Here is a 20110-nt window from a genome sequence, read left to right as displayed (position 1 = left end):
CCCAGGCTGTCGTGGGAGTGCCGAGGTGCTTCCAGCCGATGGCGACCAGAGTCCGCCACTCCGCGAGCAGGCGCTTGGTCGCGCTGTCCGGATCGGGGCGGTCGAGCCTCATCTCGTTGGACGGGACGAACACGCCGATCGGGCGGTCCTTCGGGCCGACCCGGTACCTGCCGTACGGTTCGAGTTCGGCCGCCGCCGGTCCGTCTTCTTCCTGCCACACCTTGGCCTCGCGGGAAGCCAGCTCGACGGTGAGGGCGGCCTCCTCCTCGTCCATCCCCTGCTCGGAGACCGCGGCGATGCCGTCCAGCACGGGCAGGCTCGCCGGGTCGATCCCGGCGAAGGCGGCGGGCACGGAGACGCCCGACGGCGACGTGACGGGGGAGCCGTTGGCGAACTCGACCCCGGCGACGGCCTCACCGGTGATCATGCCGGTGTCGCGCATCTCCGTCAGCCGAGCGCTCACCCCGGCGATCACGTCCTCGGACAGGCCGTCCCTGCGCAGCCGATCCGCCAGGTGCTCGACGGAGACCTTCTCCAGCACGTTGCGCAGCGTCCAGGTGCTGAACCTGACGCGGTACTGGAAGGCGACGAAGTCCGAGCGGATGACCGCCCCGTCCCGCCCGGGGAACGCCGGGTAGTTGGCCCTGAGCACCGGCGCGATGCCGACGTCGGTGCTGAAGTAGTTCTTGTAGGCGGTGCCGTAGCTCTCGGGATCCCGGCCCAGCTGCCCGATGGCGTAGTCGTAGATCGCCGCCATTTCCCGGTACCGCTGGTCGTAGGCGTGGACCTCCAGGGCATCCTGCGTCAGCCCCTCGTAGACACCGCTCGGCCTGGGGTCCCCGTCGGTCAGTCGCTGCCGCACCACACCGGGGCCCTGCGGGCCGGCCCACGGCGTGGCCGTGGGGACCATCGTGGGCAAGCCCCGCGCTCGCGAGCCGGACTCGGTCAGCCCGAGCTCGTCACCGACGTGACTCGCGGCGATGACCAGTGACGGCGTCGCGTGCTTCCCGTGGCCGCCGCCCATCTCCACCATCGGCAGGTAGTCGCCGACCGGACCGTCCGGCCCGTCGAGGCGGAGCCAGCCGGGCTCGTCGGGGAGCGTCTCGGCGACCGTGGCTCCTGCTTCCAGCTGAGCGCGCAGCCGCAGTTCCTCCCGCGTCATCGTCCTTCGGGGATCGGTGTCCCACGTCATGTGGTTGTGGGCTTCGACGGCGAGCAGCACGTTCGCGTGTCCGCGGAGGTGCGCGGCGGTGATGGCGGCCCAGTCCTGCCCCTCCGGCAGTCCCTCGGCCACGCGCTCGGCGAACTCCAGGAACTCCGCCGCGCGCGCCGCCAGCTCGCGCCTGGTCGACGGCGACGGCCGCTCGAGTTCCGCGCCCGTGCCCTTCGCCTGGTCCAGTTGGTACGCCATGACGTTGAGCACCGCGAGTTTGCCCGCGGTCTCGGCGTCGATGGTGGTCTTGGCCGACCACGGCAGGAGGCTCCGCAGTCTCGACGGCTTCCGCTCGGCGGTCAGCTTGCCGAGCTGGTAGGCGTACTCGCGCACCGCGCGCTCGTAGTCCAGGCCGTCGCGGACCGTGAGGTCGACCGCGCCGCCGGCCCGGACCCGCAACGCGGACAGGGCGTTCTCGCTGGCGGGCTGGTGGAACGGCTTGTCGGTGGTCAGGAGCAACTCGGTCGAACCGAAGGTGACCTCGATCGGCTCGCCCGGCCGCTGGGTGCCGTGCTTCAACCCCGGCACCGCGCCGGACCAGGCGAGGTCCATGAGCGCCTTCGTCACGTCCGCCGACGCCGGGTCGAACCGCGGGCGCGAGGGGGCTGATCCGAGGACCTCGTCCCAGGCGGCGTCACCCGCGACGGCTTCCGAGACGGTGAACGGGTTGACCCTGAGGTCCACACCGCCGGGAACCTCGCCCCAGCTCCTCAGCACCGCCAGGACCATGCGGGCCGGGCCGCTCAGCCGTCCGCGCTTGATCAGCTCGGCGACACCGTCCTGGCCAACCGCGTCGACGAGCGTCGAGGTGGCCGCACGGAAGGAGATCCACAGCGGCGAGGTGCCGGGCCCGGTGAGCGGGTCGAACTCCGACCCGGTCGCGTTGATCGCGTTGGCGATGGCGTTCATCCGGTAGAGCGCGCCGGTCGCCTCGTGCGCGTACGGCGTCGGCTGGCCGTCCTCCAGCAGCCGCCGCGGGGCCAGCGCGGGCAGCCCGGCGTCCCGGCGCAGGCCGTCCTCGATGCTTCCGATCAGCTCGGCGGCCGCGATCACGGCCCTGACGACGCTGTGCCGCCGCGCGATGTGCAGGACGGCGGTCTTCGTGCCGAGCGCGCTCTCGAAGACGCGCACGTGATCGACGAACTCACCCTCCGCGAGCGTCACGGCGAGTTCCACCGTCACGCCGGCGTCCCGGAAGAAGATCTTCGGCGGGCGGCCCTGCTCCTGCTCGACGGACACCCCGGGCAGGGCGCCCATCATCGCGATCAGCGCGTCCAGGTTCCCGACGCCGGTGATCCCCTCGTCCCGGAACAGGGGCGCGTCGTCGTCGCCGTCCGCGTGGTCCCGGGAGCCGATGAAGAGGAAGCGTGCGCGCTCCGCGTTGGCGGGTGAGGGCTCGTCCCTGAGCTGTGCGGAGTGGGCGAGTGCCTGCTCCAGCACCGCGATCAGGGTGTTCGGCGAGGCGAAGGCGGCGGGCGACAGCCAGAGTTCCTTGCCCTTTTCACCGGTCTCGGCGCTCTCCTGGACGACGACGGCGCCCAGCCTGTTCTCACTCGCCATCCAGGCCAGGGTCGGCGCGTCATCGATGATCACGATGTTTGGAATCGTCGTCAGGTCTGCGATGAGGTCGGCGCGTTCGGCGGCCATGTGGACCTGTTTCATCCTGGCCGCGCGCATCTCCTCCCGTGCCGTGACGTCGGCGGGGTCGGCCTCCTGCGACTGCCAGCCGCGGCCCTTCAGCAGCGCCCGCACCCCGGTGGCCATCTCCGCCGCGTCCTGTGCGGTCCACCTGGAGTTGTTGATGTCCGAGAACGGGTGCTGCTCGGCGAAGACGAACGGGCCCTCGGTCTCGCCGTGCGCTTCGATCGCCGCGCGGAAGTGGGGGTCGAGCGCTCGGGCGTCGTCGTCGAGCCTGCGCCCGAGCAGCTGGTGGTAGGACCGCGCGGCGTTGACGTGGTAGCCGCTGATCACACCGGTCTCCCGCTGCCGGGCGATGTCCGCGAGCGCGTACTGGGCGGCCGTTCCCGCGCCGAGCGCGCCTCGGTAGGCGTTGCCCAGTCGTTTGACGACCAAGCCGTCGTCGCGGACCTCGACACCGAGCGTCGCCTGGAGACCGTTCTCGTCGTGGGCGACGATCAGCAGGTCGTGGGGTTCGCGGAAGGTCTCGAGAACGTTCTTCCTGCCGTAGCCTGCCCGGCTCTTCCCGTCGCCCTCGTCCGGCGTGAGCGCCAGCGCCTGCCTGCGGAACTCCTGCCACCGCGGAGTTCCGTGCTCGACAACGGAGATCTGCCCACCCGCGGCGAAGAAGCGCTCGGTCTGGCGGGCGACGAAGGCAATCGACTCCTGGGGCACGCCCTGGCCGGTGTTGGCCGGGGCGGGCGGTGCGACGGGCGTCGGTGCCACCTCGGGGAAGACGTGGCCGGCGATCCGGTTGACGTCCTCGACCGACCACGACGAGGAGTACGTGGCGCGGTGGCGCAAGGCAACCACATGGCGCAGCTCTCGGCCGATCGCGTTGAGCAGCAAGGGGTCCCCGCCGACCTCGGTGAGCACCGGCAGCCCCCGCTCGGCCGCGTGCGCGGCCAGGCGGGCCTGGACGGCGACCGGGGCCACGCTCGTGCCCGGGTGGTGCAGGTTGCCGAGCGACTCGTGCTCGACCACGATCGTGCCGTTGGCCTCGGTGATCCCGATGGCCGCGCGTGGCGTGCCGTTCACGTGCGCGACGAGGAACTTCTGCCCTTTCTCGAACGCTCGGAGGAGGGCGCGGTGCCTGTTGTCGACGATGGGGTCGCCCGTCTGCGTCTCCGCGAGCTCCCGTGCCCGCTCGGCGAAGGCGTTGCGGCGCGGATCGTTCGCCTCGACGATCTCGACCTCGCCGCCCGCGGCCCGGAACGCCTCGACGTGCGCGGTGATGAACCCGAGTGCCTCGTCCGAGACGCCAGGGCCGAAGTTCGCCGGAACATCGGCGGCCTTCGGCACGTGGTCGTGCCCGTCCTCCCGGTGGAACAGGAAGCGCGGGTTCTCAGTGCCCTCGTCCGGAGGCTCCTGCCCGACGGTGGGCATGGGCATCACAGCGGGGATCTTCTTGTCACCGCGCGCCCTGGCCACCGCGGCGTGCATCTCGGAGTGCGCGTGCTTCTCGAGGAGCTTCCTGGAGGTGTTGCCGGGGGAGAGGCCGGCCTTGAGCTGATGCGCGTGGGCGAGCTCGTGCGAGAGGTACCAGGCGTGAGCGACCACGTCGTCGCCGTCGAGAGCGCTGCGCGACAACCACACCTCGTCGCCGCCCTTGTCAACGGGCGTCGCTCCGTGAGCGCCCTCGCGCTCCATCCACGCCTCGATCACGGGGTCGTCGATGATCACCACGCGGACGCCGTCGACGATCACCTCGCCGGGGGGCGAGTTCGGATCGACGGTGTAGCCCGCCTTCGTGGCCGCTGCCCGAACCTTGGCCAGCGCCGCCTCGCGGTCCATCGCCTCCGCGCGCTCGTGCCCCCACACCACGTACGGGTTGTCCTCAACGGACTCCCAGCCGCGACCGAGGCGCTCGTGCACCCCGTCCGCGATGGTGTTGGCGTCCGCGGCGGTCCAGAGCGCGCCGGTGCCGACACCGAGGCGACGGCCGATCGCCTGGTGGTAGCCCGCGATCCCGCCGAGGTCGCTGACCACGCTCACGTCGTGTCGCCCGGCGAAGTCGGCAAGTGCGAACTGCGTCGCGGTGCCCGCACCGGCCGCGCCGCGGTAGGTGTTGCCGAACGAGGTCACCGCGAGGCTGCCGTCAGCCCGCGTCTCGACGCCCACCACGGCCTGGATGCCGTCGGCGTCGTGGGCGACGATGGCGAAATCAGGCGTGGAGCGGAAGGTCTCCAGGACGTTGCGCCTGCCCTGGCTCACCCGCTCGTCGGCGACGTCGACGTCCGGGGTGAGCGCGAGCGCCTGCCGCTCGAACTCCGCCCACCGCCTGGTGCCCGGCTCGATCAGCGTGACCCTGCCGCCCTTGGCGAAGAACTGGTCGGTGCGGCGGGCGATGAAGTCCACCGCTTCGGCCGGGATGTTCTCGCCGGTGCGCGCGGGGACGTCCTCGGCCCGCGGCGCGGCGAGCTCGCCGGGGGCGACGTGCTCGCTGATCCGCCAGGCGTCGGAGGCCGACCAGACCGAGTGGAACGCCTCTGGGCCGCGCTGCACGGCCATCCGGCTCACACGGCGGCCGATCGCGTTGTGGAGGTGGGCGTCCTCGAAGGCGACGCTGGAGACGGCCATGCTCCGCTGGGCGGCGTACTTGGCCAGCTCCACCTCGGCGGCGACCGCGGCGGTGTTCACTCTCGTGTCCAGTCCGAACCCGGCGACCAGCGCCGTCTCGATCTCGACCTCGATCACGCCGTCGTCGGTCTCCGTGATCGCGATGGCCGCCTGCACGACGCCGTCCACGTGTGCCACGACGACCTTCTGGCCGTGGTCGAGCGAGTCCCACATCGAGGGGGGCAGACCCTGCACCCTCGACGGCTCGGGCGCTTGCTCGCGGAACTCCTCAAGGCGCGCCTCATCGGTGGCGTCGATGATCTCGACCTCGCCACCCATCGCCCGGAAAGCGTTGGAGTGGGAGGACAGGAACTCCAGCGCCGCGTCGGGGATGCCGTCACCGGTGTTGGGCGGGACCGTGTCCAGATCCGGTTCGGCGTCCGCCGTCGACTCCGAGGCGCGCTGGTCGAGCTCGGTGGCGTGGCTCGGTTCGGTGTCGAGGCCGAGCAGGGCGTGGACGTTCTCCACCACCAGTGCGGCTTCCGAGTCGGCCCAGCTCTCACCGCGCTGAGCGCTCTCCGCCAGGGTCTCCAGGTCCTTGAGCGAGAGCAGCAGGAGGACGTGGGTGATCCGCTCCTTGGTCACCACACCGGGCCACTCGGCGTCGTAGCCCTGGACGAAGGCGTCGACGACCTGCATGAGTGCGCCCCAGTCGTCGCGCAGGTCCTGGTACAGCCGCGAGACGAACTTGTCGACGTCGGCGAGGGGATCGCCGTAGTCGGCGAGGACGACGTGTTCGTCCTCGGGGACCGTGCCGTCGGGCAGCGCCACCGGGGTCCTGGCCGGGATGCCGCCCGCGCGCAGGGAGTCCGACATCAGCTCGACGTCGATGAAGCGCACGTTGCCGTCGGCGTCGACGAGCACGTTCCCGAGGTGCAGGTCGTTGTGGGTCAGCACCACCCGGCCACTGTCCGCCCTGGCCGGGTCCAGCTCCACGTCGGCGACCCGCGTGCGGATCGAGGCCAGCATCCCGTCGAGGCCGTGGCGCGCGAGGAAGTCGGGATCGCCGCTCAGCCGCTCCAGCACCGTCGAGGGCATCTGGTCGGCGGGGATGTGGAACGGCTCGGGAACCGCGCTGGTGTCCTCGGTCATGCGGTGCAGCACCGCGAGGTGCCCACCGGTCTGGCGGGCCACCCCGCTCAGGGTCGACAGGGCGTCCTGCCGCGACGCCTCGTCATCGGCGTCCATCACGTCGTCGATGAAGTACATGACCTCCCGGGCGTCGGCGACGAACGGGTAGACGGCGATACCCGCCGGGATGTCGTTGTCCGCCGCACCGAGAGAACCGGCGTCGATCGGGCTGACCACTGGAACGGAAAGGCCGGACCGCCGAGAAGCCTGCTCGACCGCGGCGAACCCCTGCATCTCGCGCAGGAGCTTGCCAGGGGCGGTGTAGAGCTTGACGACGCCGACCGCCTCTGTTCGCCCCGAGGGCGAGGAGACCAGAACGGCGTAGACGCCCTTGCCCAGCAAGTCGAACACGAGGTTCTGCGCGTCGTCACGGCCGAGGGCGGCGGCGACGAACTCGGTGATCTCCGTCCGGTGCGGGGCGGCCACCCGCTCGATCCCGTTCTTCACGTTCGCGGCGTTCATCCCGGGGAGGACGCGCGGCGCCGCGTTCATGAACGCCCTGATGGCGTCGTTGTTGGCGGCCGGCTCGGTGGCGACCGTGAGCCGTTCCAGCCCCGTCGCGAGGGCCAGGTCCATCGCCGCCTGGACGCGCTCCGCCGCCCGCGCCCGTCCGGTGGTCGTGCTGGTTTCCCCGACCTCGGCGACCTCGGCGACCTGGTCGCTGGTGCCGAGCAGCCGCAGCCGCGCCTCGTCGAAGAACGCGGCGCTGGGGACGGCCATGCTCCGCTGGGCGGCGTACTCGGCTAGCTCCACCTCGGCGGCGACGGCCGCGGTGAGCGGTCGCGCGTCCGACCCGAACTCGGTGGGCAGCGTCTCGGCCATGACGTCGATCAGCCCGTTGGTCTCGGTGATCGCGACCGCGGCCAGCACGATGCCGCCGACGTGCGCCACGACGATCTTCTGACCGGGGTCGAGCGAGTCCCACGTCGAGAGGGGCAGACCCACCGCCCTCGTCGACTCGGGTGCCTGCTCGCGGAACTCGTCGATGCGCGTCTCATCGGTGGCGTCGATGATCTCGACCTCGCCACCCATCGCCCGGAAAGCGTTGGTGTGGAAGGACAAATCCTCCAACGCCGCGTCCGGTACACCGCCGCGGGTGGTGGGCGGGATCGGCTCCGGGTCCGGTTCGGCATCCCCCGGCGACCCCCAGCCGCGGCCGTCGAGGCGTTGCCGCACCCCGGCGGCCAACTGCTCCGCGTCCTGCGCGGTCCACCGGGAGTTGACGAGGTGCCCGCGGCTCTCCTCGAAGAAGGCTTCGGCACCCTCCTCCGGTCCCAGCTTCGTGACCAGTGCGCGGAGTCGCTGGTCGAGCACGATCGCGTCGTGCCCGACGCGGCGGCCGATCGTCTGGTGGTAGGTCCCGTCACCGGCGTGGTCATAGGTGCTCAGAACAGGCAGGCCGCGCCGCCGTGCGAGTTCGGCGAGGACGTACTGCAGGGCGGTACCGGCACCGGTGGCTTGGCGCGGGGAGCTCCCGAGCGTGCGCGTCGCCAAGCCCTCGCCGGTGACCTGGATCCCCAGCGCCGCCTGGAGGCCGTTCGCATCGCGGGCGATGACGATGAAGTCGTGCTCGTGCGCGAGTTCGCTCTCGTCACCGTTCGCGGCCAGCGCCAGCGCTTGGCGCTCGAACTCCGCGTCGCCGACCTGGCCGCGCTCGACGACCGTGATCTCGCCGCGGTTGCCGAGGAACTGCTCGGTCTGCTCCGCTACGAAGTCCATCGCTTCTTCCGGAACGCCCTTGCCGATGTTGGGCGGGACGGGCGTGATGGGCGGCTGGGCGCCGTGGCTCAGGAAGCGGAGCACCAGCTGCTTGCCCGCCCGGAGTCGTGCCTGCACGGCGTCCACCAGGCGACTGCCCGAGTCCTCGCCGCGGAGCTTCGCCAGCGCGACGCGGGCCGCCTCGTCGACCTCCCCGGCGAGCTCCTTGACCAGGGTGCCGTCGGAGTGACGGTGCTGCCGGAGCTGCTCCGCGTAGGTCAGTGCCTGGGCCAGGGCGGTGACCAGGCTCTCCTCGCTGGCGAACGCGCCAGGCGCCAGCCAGATCTCCCGTCCGTACTCCGAGTCCGGCGCCGCGAACAGGGTCTTGCCGCGCTGCATCATCGCCAGCTTCGGGCCGCGGTCGGCGATGACGACCTTGACCGGTCCCAGCAACGCGGTCAACCCGGCCCGGTCCGCGATCTCGTCGACGGCCACGAGCTTCGCCGCCCGCTCCCGCCGCCGCTGCGTCGTGTCGGCGTCGGCAGCGTCTTCCGGTGAACGCCAGTCATGGCCGCCCAGCCGGTCGTACACCCCGTCAGTGATCTCCCGCGCGTCCTGCGCGCTCCAAGCCGAGTTGTGCCTGGGGTGGCCGGAAAGGTTGAAGGCGGCCCTGCCGAGACGGCGGCCGATGTTCACGTGGTACAGCTCGCCGCCGGTGTTCTCGTAGCTGCTGAGCACGGTGGCGCGCCGCTCCTGGGCGACGTCGGCGAGTGCGTACATCAGCGCGGTTCCCGCGCCGGGCGCTCCGTTGTAGGCGTTGCCGATGCGGTGCTCGACGAGGGTGTTCCCGCTGACGGCGTTCTCGTTGACCGAGAAGGTGATCACCGCTTGCAGGCCGTTGTCGTCGTGGGCGACGAGCGCGAAGTCCGGCTTGCCGAGGAAGGGGGCGAGCACGTTGTCGGGGCCGCCCTCGGCGCGCATCGGCGTGCCGCGTCCGCTCTCGTTGAGGGCGCGGGCTTGGAGCTCGAACTTCGCCCACTGAGCGCTGCCGCGCTCGACCAGTGAGATCTCCCCGTTCGCCTCGAAGAACCGTGCGGCTTGCTCGGCGATGACGTCCATCGCTTCCTCAGGCACGCCCTGGCCGGTGTTAGGCGGGGTCTGGGCCGTGCTGTGGAACAGGTAGGGGGACTCGGCTTCGCCATCGGCTCGGACCCGGGACCGCTTGGTGGGCGCGGGCGGCTCGAGGCCCGCTCTGGCGAGCGCGGCGGCGGCCTCGTTCTGCGCGTCCTTCTCCCACTTGTCGCGCTCTGCGGTGTTCGCGGGTTTGCCATTGGCCTTGAGTTGCAGGGTGTGTTTGCGCTCGTGCACCAGTGTTTCGACGAGCTTGCTCCAGGTGACAAAGCCCGAGGGCGCCAGGAGAGTCTCGTCGCCGCCCGTGTCGATGTGCGTCGCGCCGGAAGCGTCCTCCCGCCGCATGTACGCCAGCTCCTCCGGGGTGAGCTTCGACGTGCGCACGCGCGGCAGATCCGTCAGCCCGCCCAGCTGGGCGGCCCTCGCGATGGTCTCGTCGGTGATCGGCAGGCCGGTCGCGGTGAGGTCGACGCCCCAGGCGCTGCCGGTGATGCGTCCGGCTTGGGCGATCTCCTCGACCCGCTCGACCAGCCAGGTCTTGGCGCCCTCCTCGTCGGTGAGGCGGAGGAGGGCCTTCAGGTTCTTGTTGGCGAGCTTGGCGACCGCCTCGACGATGTCCGGGTCCAGCTCGTGGCCGGTCTTGGCGAGGTCGAGCCACAGACCCAGGAACGGTGAACGGTCCAATGTGGACACGGCGTCGAAGGTTCCGGAGTCGCGGATGCCGGTTCCGGGGAGCGAGTCCCCGTTGCCGTGCAGCACCGGAGCGCCGTTCACGGACTTGACGTCGTCGACCCCGCGGTACAGCACGCCCGCGATGTACTCGAGGACCGCGACCCGCTGGATGTCCCGCAACGAGAAGTTCATGCCGATCTCGTCCCGCGGGACGACCGTGCCGGGCTCGATCAGCTGGACGGCACCGAAACCGGGCACGCCGTTCCACTCGGCGGTGAGGGCGACCAGTTCCGGCCAGCCGAGCTGCTCGGCGAGCGTGGAGACGTCGAGCATCCGCGTGGCGGCGCTGTCGTCTTCGGTCTCCCCGCCCCGCACGGGCTGGTAGGTGGCCTGCCGGTTCTCGGGAAGCTCGATGACTCCGAGCTTGACGCCCACTTCGGCGAGCTGTGCACCGAGTTCCAGGCGCTGCGCCGCGACGTTCGCGGTCGACCGCGAACGCTGGGCCTCGCCGGAGGGAGCCTGCGCGGCCTCCGCCTCCGCCTCCGCCTTCAGCACGGCCATCCGTGCCTGCACCGCCTGGGCGATGAAGCTCGCGTCCGGCGGTGTGATCATGGAGTCGGCTTCCCACGAGAGGTCGCGGTGGACGCCGTCCATGCGGCGCCCCATCTCCAGGTTCAGCCGCGCGGCCTGCGGGCTGCCCGAGACACCCACGATCGGCAACGCCTGGGTGAACCCCTCCTGCGGCACGCTCGCGTACCGCGCCAGCGCCAGTTCGACCGCGCCCGCGACCCCCGCAGCGGCGTCCGCGGCGCTGACGAGCGGTCTGGCCAGGAAGAAGCCGGTCCACGTTTCCAACCGCACGACCGCGTGGAGCTTGCCGTCGACGTGGGCCACGACGAGCCCGTCCCGTCCCGGTGCCGGGTCGGCCTGAACGCCCAACGCCCTGGCCTGGGCCTCGAAGCGCTGCCAGTACGGGTGGCCGGGGTAGACGAGCTCGGCCTTGCCGCCGTGCTCGCTGAACTCGTGCGCCTGACGGGCGATTCTCTCCACGGCAGACGGCGGGACACCTCGACCCACGTTGGCCGGGTTGGGCGCGAGGGCCGGAGCCCGCACGGGGGCTTGGGCCGCAGCCGCGGCCCGGGCGCTCAGCCGCGCCTCGACGCCGCGCACGAGCTGCGCGGCGTCACCGGGAGTCCAGATGGAGCTGTAGACCGGGACGCCGGGGAACTGCCGGTGGCGCTGCTCCATCGCCTGCTGCGGACCGAACTGGCGCAGCAGGCCCTGGTAGCGCATGTCGAGCGCGAGCGCGTGCTCGTCGATGCGGCGGCCGAGGACACCGTGGGAGGTGCCGGGACGGTTGTGGTCGAGCACGACGGTGCCCTTGCCCTGCAGCGCGACTTGGGCGAGGTGGTAGTGCACGGCGGTTTCCGCAGGCGGCTGCCCCATGCCGATGGTTCCCGAAGCCTGGACGGCGAGCCCGTCACGCGTCCGCGTCACCACGGTCGCCGCGTGCAGGCTGCCCTTCACCCTGGCGATGAGGACGAACGTGAAGTCCAGCTGCTCCTTGGACATTCGCGCCAGCACCTGGCTGATCCGCAGAGCTGCCCTGTCACCCTTGCCGACCGCGGCCTGGAGGTCCCGATCCATCGCCGACCACGCCGGGTCGTTGTGGCTGGCCAGCACGACCTGGCCCTCCGCGCTGCGGAACTGACCGACGTGCTCCGCCACGACGTCCATCGCGGTCTGGGGCATTCCCCTGCCCACGTTGGGCTGGATCGGCACGTGCCGGTGCCCGCCGTGCGGACTGTGGAACAGCAACTCGATGCTGTCGTCGAACTCGGTCCGGTCGCCCTCGCCCTCGGAGGGTTCGGTGACCTGGCCCGTGAGGTCTCCGCGTTCTCCGCGCGCTTGGCGGAGCGCGGCCTCGGCGTACCTGTCGGCGTAGCCCTCCAGCACGCTCTTGGCGGTGTTGCCGGGCGTGACCCCCCTGCGCAGGTGGTTGGCGTGGGCCAGCTCGTGGGCGAGGACCTCGATGAGGGTCGCCATGTCCTTGAAGGCCGAGGGCGCCAGCCAGATCTCGTTGCCGCCGACCCGCAGCTTCCCGTTGGCGTCGAGAACCCTGACCGGAGTGGCGCCGCGGCGTCCCTCCCGAGCGAACTCGTCGAGGTTCTCCTGGTCGATCTCCAGGACCAGCTTGGTGATCCTGGCCAGGTCGCCTTCGAGGCCCGCAAGGCGCGCCGCCAGCAGAACGGTCTCAGCGGTCCTCGGCAGCTCCGCGCCCGACTGAAGCGAGGCGAGGTGCTGCTCCGCGCGCCACCGGTGCGTCCGGTAGCCGCTCTCGTCGGAGAGGGTGCCGTGCCACGCCTGGCCGGTGATCCTGCCGAACTGCCGCATCTCCCACAGGCGGACGAGCGCGGCGTCGATCTCGTACCGGTCGAGCCCGCTCTCCTCCAGCGTCTTGGCGAGGACGTCGGGGTCGATCGCGGTCAGCTCGGCGAGCACCTCGGGAGCGAAGGCGGTGTCGAGGTGCTCGGCCACGAAGTCCGACCTGATGGTCAGCTCGCGCGGGTGACCGGCGGACTCCGCCGGGAGGATCGTCCGGTCGCCGGTGAGCACGACGCTCCCGTCCAGCCGCGTCTCGTGGGTGGGGTGGGTGCCGCGCTTGCCGAGCAGGTAGTGCGTCGCCGCGACGCGCTGCCGGTCGAGGGCGTCGTAGCTCTCGGGGGCCCGGGGGCTGAGCAGGTCGTTGTCGAATTCCTGCACCACTCCGCGTCCGAGCGGCGCCGGGCCGTCGAAGCGCGTCGTCGCCAGGCCGAGGTGCGGCCACCCGGCTACGACCAGCGTCCGCCACTGGGCCAGCAGGCGGTTGGTCCCGGCGTCGGGAGGCGTGGGGTTGAGGTCGAAACGGCTGGCGCGTTCGTCGGCGATGAAGCTGCCGATCGGGTCCTTGGCCGGGCCGAGCAGGGGCGGGCCGAGCGTGGGCCGCGGCCGGTTGCCGATCCGACCGCCCTCCCGGGTGTTCAGGCGGCGCGCCATCTCGATCTCGCGCTGGTGCAGGCCCGCCGAGGGCACGTTCGTCAGCGCGCTGGGAACGGTCCCCTCCGCCGGCAGGGGCGTCGGCTGGAGGCGGCTCGCCGTGGTGCCGTCGGACCAGTAGACCTCCATGCCCTCGCCGAGGATGCGGCCGTGGTTGAGCATCTCCTCGATCCGCGTGAGGACCTGGGTGATCTCCTCCTCGGCCATGCCGTCCGCGCGAAGCCGAGCCGCGAGGCGGTCGGTCACCGCGCCTTCCAGCCTGGCCAGCACGTCGTCGCGGAAGGGGGTGCCCTCCTCGACCATGCTGGCGACGAAGTCGGACTTGACGACCGGCCGCCCGAGACGTCCGCGCTGGTCGTTGCCGGGCGGGAACGCGGTGTGGAAGCCGGACAGCCGCGGTTCACCCGAGGGGCCGGTCTCACTGGAACGGGAACTGCCCCAGCTGGTGAACCCGACGGCGTAGTGCACCATCGCGGCCAGCTGGCGGTGGAACTCCGAGTAGGCCGCGACGTCCTCGTGCCCCGGCGTCGTGCCGGGCACCGTGCGGCGCACCACGCCCGGGCCTTCTGGGCCGTCCCAGAACACCGCCTCGTCCACGATCTCCGTCGCGCCGAGCTCCTCGGCGACGTGCGCGGCCCCGACGACCCGGCGGGGGCCGTCGACCACGTAGGGGTTGACGTTCAACCGCAGCGGCGTGAACACGCCGATCTCGCCGTCCGGCCCCGTGACGGGCCTGCTGGAGGCGATGAGGCTGGTCGACTTCGACGAGACCGTCACGCCGTCGCCGGCCAGTTCGGCGAGGAGCCCGCGCGCGGTGGGCGGTGGGCTCTGCGACGTCTCGTCCGAACCCGGCCGCGACCGGACTCCGGCGTTGTCGTCACCGGCGTCGGTGGTGCTGGTGAGGGCGCTGGAGAGCAGCGTCCGCGCCTCTGCGGTCAGGTGGTCCGCGAGCCGCAGACCACTAGGCAGCTCGTCGGCGGTGTGCACGGCCAGTGTGACGAAGTCCCGTGTCAGCGCGGCGGAGGGCCGCTCGGCCGATTGCGCGGCCATGGTGTCGAGCACCGCGATCCGGCCAGCGGACTTGGCGTCGAGCGGGGAGGCGTTCGCGCCCAGCGACAGGATGCGGCGCAGGCCGCCCTGCTGTTCCTGGGCGATCTCGTGCGCCAGCTTGCCCAGCTGGAAGGCGTACTCCCGGGTGGCCCGCGCCAGATCCAGGCCGGTGCCGACCTTGATCAGCACGTTGGAAGGCCCCCTGCGCTGCGAGGAGGACAGGGCGCCCTCGTCCCCGGGCTGGTGGAAGGGCCGGTCGGCGTGCAAGCGCAGCGGGGTCCCACCGATGGTGATGTCGATCGGCCGCCCCGGAATCTGCGGGCCGTGCGTCAGGCCGGGGACCGCACCCGACGCGACGAGCGAGTCGAGCACCGCGGCGACGTCGCGCGCGGGATCGAACGTCCGCTGCGCGGAGGTGGAGCCGAGCGCCGCGTCCCACGCCGCGGCGCTCGGCAGCGCCGCACTGTCGAGCGCAACGCCTGTGGCAGCAGGGGGAACGTTGTCCCGGAGGGTCGTCAGCACCTGCCTTGCCCGGGCGGAGATGTACCCCTCGCGGACGAGCCGGTCCAGCTCTCCCGAGCCTTGGCCGATCTGCCGTTCCACCCGTGACAGGGCGTGCTGGAACTGCTCGAACAGACGAGCGCCAACGGGACCGCCGTCCGCGCCGAACTGCAGGCCCAGCGCGTAGATCCCGTTGGCCGCCGCGTTCATCACCTGGAGCTGGACACTGGCGTCACCGGGGTCAGTGCTGCGCGGGTCCTGCGCCACCAGCCTCGGCAGACGGGCCTCTCGGCGCAGCCCGGCGTCGATGACACCCAGCTTTTCCGCGACCGTGGCGACGGCGTCGACGACGCTGCTGGTCCTGCTGATGTGGACCAGTGCGACGGGTGACTCGGACGCGCTGGTCCGCAGGTCCAGGAAACCGGTGCGGTAGTCGGTCAACGCCACGACGACGTCGACCGAGACACCGGTGGACTCGAATGTGACCCGCGTCCCGCCGTCGACGTTCGGCTCGATCGAGATGCCCGGCAGCGGGCCCAGCAGCGCCACCAGCGCGCCGAGGTCGCCCATCTTGGCGACGCTGTCGCGCTCGGCGAGGAACTCGTTCGTGCGGTGCGGTCGACGGCGGCCCTCGGTCAGCTCGTCAGCGTCATCCCGACCTGTGGCGGCGTCTCCGAGCGCTCGACCAGCACCGTCGTCCGCCCCTCTTCCCGAGCCCTCGGCGTCGGGAACTCCACCCCGAGCACCTGCCACTGGTTGTCCGTCTCGGGATCCTTCAACAGCACGTCGTCCGTCATGGTCCCCGCCGTCAGATACCCCGACACCAGCAGACCCGCCCTCATCGGCAGATCGTCCACGTAGGCCACCTGGAACTGCACGGTCATCGTCTTCTCCTCCGGGTAGTTGTTCGTCGATGGTTGTCGCGTCGCCGGTCAGCCTGCCCGTCCGCTGGACGACCTCCAGCACGGTGAGCGCGGCCTCGATCCGGTCGGCGTCCATGCCGATCGCCTCGAGGTCGTCCCGCAGCTGGTCCGCGGTGACCGCGCGGATGTTCGCCAGCAGGTCGGGGTGCAGCTGCCGGGTCGGGTCGGCCAGCTCCTCCTGGACGACCGTGCCCGCGAAGGTCGAGCGGGTGTGGACGTTGTCCTCGAAGCGCCCCCGGTCGGCGGTGCCAGGGAAGGCGGAGCCGAAGGTGACCGGCCACGGCGCCAGCTCGCCGGTCACCTCGTCCACGATGCTGAAGTAGCCGCCCGGGAACTGGTTGTCGTTGCCCGTCAACCAGTCCAGGAACGCCTGTGCGTCGCGGTGGAACGCGCCGTAGACCGTGGTGTCCGCGTGACCGGGCATCGTGTCGTCGAGCCACAGCCGGACTGAGCCGGGCCTGTGCTCGTCGTCGCCCTCCCAGTACACGGTCGGCGAGACGAGGTCGAGCTTGAACCGCCGGTCCACCGTGTAGGCGCCGACCTCGTTGACACCCTGCTGGTCGACCTGCTCGTCCAGCAGGAACGGCGACCTCGGCGTGTGCATGACGTCGAGGTCGTTGCCCAGCGTCAGTTTCCTGCTCGTACCGGGGGAGTCGGTGACGACGTCCTCCGCCCCCACCACGCCCTGCGCGAGCCCGTACCGGAGCAGGTGGGTCGGGTCGTCCGCGCCGGAGGCGGCGGCGTGGTAGGCGTCGGCGCCGTAGAACAGCATCGGGACGGGGCCTTCGGCCAGCGGCATGCCCTCGTAGGTGCTCTTCTCCGGGAAGGCCGGGGGAACACCGCCTTCGGCCAGTTCGTGCAGGCGGGCGACGGCGGCGTTCTCGTGCGCGTCGGCGTCGGCCTCCAGGATCGTCACCGGCGTGTTGCTGGGAGTGATGTCCGCTTGCAGCATCTTGGCGTGCCGCGTCTCGTGCGTGACGACGCGCACCAGCGTTTCGAGGTCGCGGAAGGCCGACGGCGCCAGGAAGACGACCCCGCCCTTCTTGTGCCACTTGCCGTTCTCGTCCTTGACCATTTCGGTCGGCGTGCCGCCGTGGGCGTCGTCGCGACCCCACGAGTCCAGTTGCTTCTGGTCCGTGACGACCTGGTACGTGACGTCGGAGCGGTCGATGCCGACCAGATCCGCGGCCCACTCGGCCGCCGCCGCCGTCATCGGCAGCTCCGCTTTGACCGGACTCGGGTCGACGTCCAGGGGCAGCGGGGGCCGGTCCGGGAGCACCTGGTCCGGGTAGACGGCCTGGACGGCCTGGTCGAGGTCCTCGAAGGACCAGTCCGCGGGCAGCGCCGCCGCGTCGATCCTGAACTCGGTGAGCACCTGGGCCGGCGAGAGGTCCGGGCTGCTCAGCTGCTTGCGCAGGATCTCGACGGTCTTGGGCGAGAGCCGCCCTGTCTGCTGGGCGATCTCCAGGTAGGCGTCGGTCAGTTGCGCGTTCGCCTTGCCGAAGCCCTCGGCGTAGGCCAGGGAGTACAGGATGCGGTCCGGCGACATCACCTTGGAGTCGCGGGACAGGATGTAGTTGTTCAGCTCGCCGCGCTGGTACGCCCCGCGTGCGTGCCACTCCGAGGCACCCACGTTGAGCCCGGTGGAGACGATGCCGCTGCCCACCTGGATGGCGGTCTTGGTCAGCTCGACACCGCTGCCGGCGGCCTGGCTGGCGATCCGGCCGAAGAGGCTGGGCAGGTTGCCCGTTCCGGCGTCTTGGAGCATGAACGCGCCCCGGCTGGGCACGCCCGTCGCGCCGTGGTGGTAGATCGCCACCCACGTCTCGATCAGCGGCAGCAGGGCCCGCGCGTCGCTGCCCATGGCCAGCGCGTGCGTGTCGGTGCCGTTGGGCACCAGCAGGCTGTTCGGCTCTCCCGGCACCGGCGGCAGCAGCCGCAGGTTCATGAAGCGCGGGTGCTTGCCCCGCAGCTTCGCGCCGAGATTCTTCCAGCCGGGCTTGTCGGTCATGTCGACCCACAGCTGGTACTGGCCCCTGCCGATCCGCCGGATGTTGCCCAGGTGCGGGATCTCGCCGACGGTGCCCGCGTCGATCAGCGCGTCGAAGTCGTCGATGATCTGCTCGGGGTCCCTGTCGTACTGCTGGACCCGCTCGGTGAGCGGGCGCAGCCGTGCCTTCAGGTCGTCGTCGGTGATCGTGCCGACCAGTTCGGTGATCGCCCTGGTGGTCTGGCGCAGCCGGTTGGAGCCGTGCCGCACCCAGTCGTCCATCGCCCGGGGCGTCACGTCCTGCTTGCTCACCCCGGTGCGCAGCGACTCCGCGGCCTGCTCCATGAGACGGCGTGCCCTCATGACCACGGTCATGCTCTCGCCGATGGCCGCGACCGATTCCGCGAGCGACTGGCTCATCGAGGCGATGCTGGCCGCGGCGGCGGTCTCGGCGGCGACCTCGGCCTCGGCGGGAGACATGCCGTCCGCGAGTGCCTTCTCCCGTGCGGAGTCGGCCTCCGAGCTGCTCATCACACCGCTGACGACGGCGTTGAGCACGCCGCGGCCCAGTGTCCGGATACCGGCGTTCCACGCGAGCTGGCGCTTCTCACGGGGGTGGACCAGCCGCTCGGTCACCATGATCTCGTTCAGGTGCCCGGACAGCCACGCCTTGGCCTCGTCGAGGGTGAGCCGGGTGCCGTCCTCGGTCCACTCGGTCGGCAGCAGCATCGCGAACTCGCGGATGTCCTTGCCCTTTTCCGACGCGGGGCCCTTCTTCGACCCGGTCCGGACGTCCGCGTGTGTCGTGAACGGGCTGAACGGACCGGGCAGGTGCGCGGATTCCGAGAGCCCGATCTTGATCAGAGCGGGCATCTTCGGGTTGCGCAGCTCGGGCTTGCCCTCGATGACCACGACCGGCCGGAACTCGTCGACCTCGTTGAGCTCGATCCGGACGCTCTGCACCCGGTCAACGCCCTCGGCCTCGGCCTTGAGGTGCTTGGCCGCGGCCATCATCATCGCGGCGTGCCTGATGGCCTCCTCGCGCTCGGCGTCGGGCACGTGCGTGAGCGCCTCGGCCAGGGCTTCCCGCGTCGGCGTGACGGCTTTGGGGGGCTTGTCGCCATCGAAGGAGACGGTGAGGGTCGGGCGGTAGTCCTTGGCCTCGTCCAGCTCGATTCGGACCCCCGCGGCATCTGGCTCGGCTCGCAGTTCTTCGGCGATCCTCCTCGCCGCCACGAGCATCTCGCCGAGCGGGTCGTCGGAGACCGACTCCACTGGTCGGCGGGCAGGCAGCTGCGACTCGACCTCCGCGCGCAGCCTGTCGGTGACCCGCGTGCTCGTGCCGATCAGACCGAGCGCGTTGTTCGCGTGCTTGGTCATGTCGTCGGTGCTGACCAGTTCCTGCCCGGCCTGGCGCTCGCGGCTGGAGTGGGTGTAGAGCGCGAACGCGGCCTGTCGGTGCCGGGCGTTCATGTACGCCTGCAGCGCCGAGCCCGCGCGGATGCCCGCGCTGGCGATCAGCGCGGGTGCGAACAGGGGCATGGTGCTGGTGAGCCAGGCGAACCCGAGGGTGAGGCCGGGATCCAGCGGGTACTTCGCGAACAGCAGGAACTTTTCCTTGAAGTACTTCCTCATCGCGGGCTGCAACATCACCCGGGACGCGGCACCCGAGAGCGTGCCGACCTTCGCCGCGACCTCGGCCACCATGGCCTCGGGTCCCTGCTTGACCAGGTTGGGCGAGACCTTGACCCAGTAGCGCAGTTCGGACTTGCCGACCGCGGCGCCCTTGAGGAACTGGTCGGTGTGCGCCATGTCGCCCTCGACCAGGGAGATCTTCACGTGGACGGGGAGCCTGGGCTCGTCCTTCTTCGGGTCGCCGGTCCACACCGTGAGGGAGAGGGTGCCGAGGTCGTTCGGCTGCTGGGTCCCCGACGCGTCCTGGGCGGCGATGAACTCCTTCGAGGACCAGCTGACGTCGGTGGCCTCCGTCATGAGCTTGTCGATGCCGGCGCTCTGCGAGTACTTGTCGACGAACTCCTGATCGTTGATCAGTTGGGCGATGGTCTCGCCCGTCCACCGCACCCGCGTCTCGAAGTTCCTGCGCTCAGTGGTGGTGAGCTCGTGCAGCTCCTCGTAGGGCAACGCGTCGGGCAGCGCGACGCCGAAGATCTTGGTCGCCGCCGTCAGGCCCTTGCGGGTGGTGAACGTGGTGTCGGTGATCTGCTTGTTGGTCGGGCCGATGCCTCCGCGCCAGCTCGAACGCAGCCTGCGGGCCGCGTTGCCCGCCTCGGTGCTCTTGCCCGCGTAGACGTACCAGGTCACGATGCCGGCCAGTGACGACCACAGTGCGACCGTGCCGAGGCCGACGACGTAGGGCAGTCCGACCCACGCGCCGAACAGCAGCGAGATCCCGACGCCGAGCGCGGTGCCCAGGATGTTGCCCGCCTGGTAGAGCAGCGTCGCGCTGAC

1 protein-coding gene (running past both ends of the window) is annotated in these 20110 nt (G+C 71.1%); it reads right to left on the bottom strand.

The whole window is internal to a phosphotransferase gene (locus BLT28_RS17015) on the bottom strand: the coding sequence, 67800 nt in all, runs 15662 nt past the left edge and 32028 nt past the right edge, and what appears here is coding positions 32029-52138 (codon 10677, complete, through codon 17380, partial); the first complete codon in reading order (the gene reads right to left) occupies nt 20108-20110. Both the start codon and the stop codon lie outside the window.

Source organism: Allokutzneria albata, assembly GCF_900103775.1.
Classification (GTDB): domain Bacteria; phylum Actinomycetota; class Actinomycetes; order Mycobacteriales; family Pseudonocardiaceae; genus Allokutzneria; species Allokutzneria albata.
Note: the sequence above shows the minus strand (reverse complement) of the source record. Positions and strands in the feature narration are given on the sequence as shown.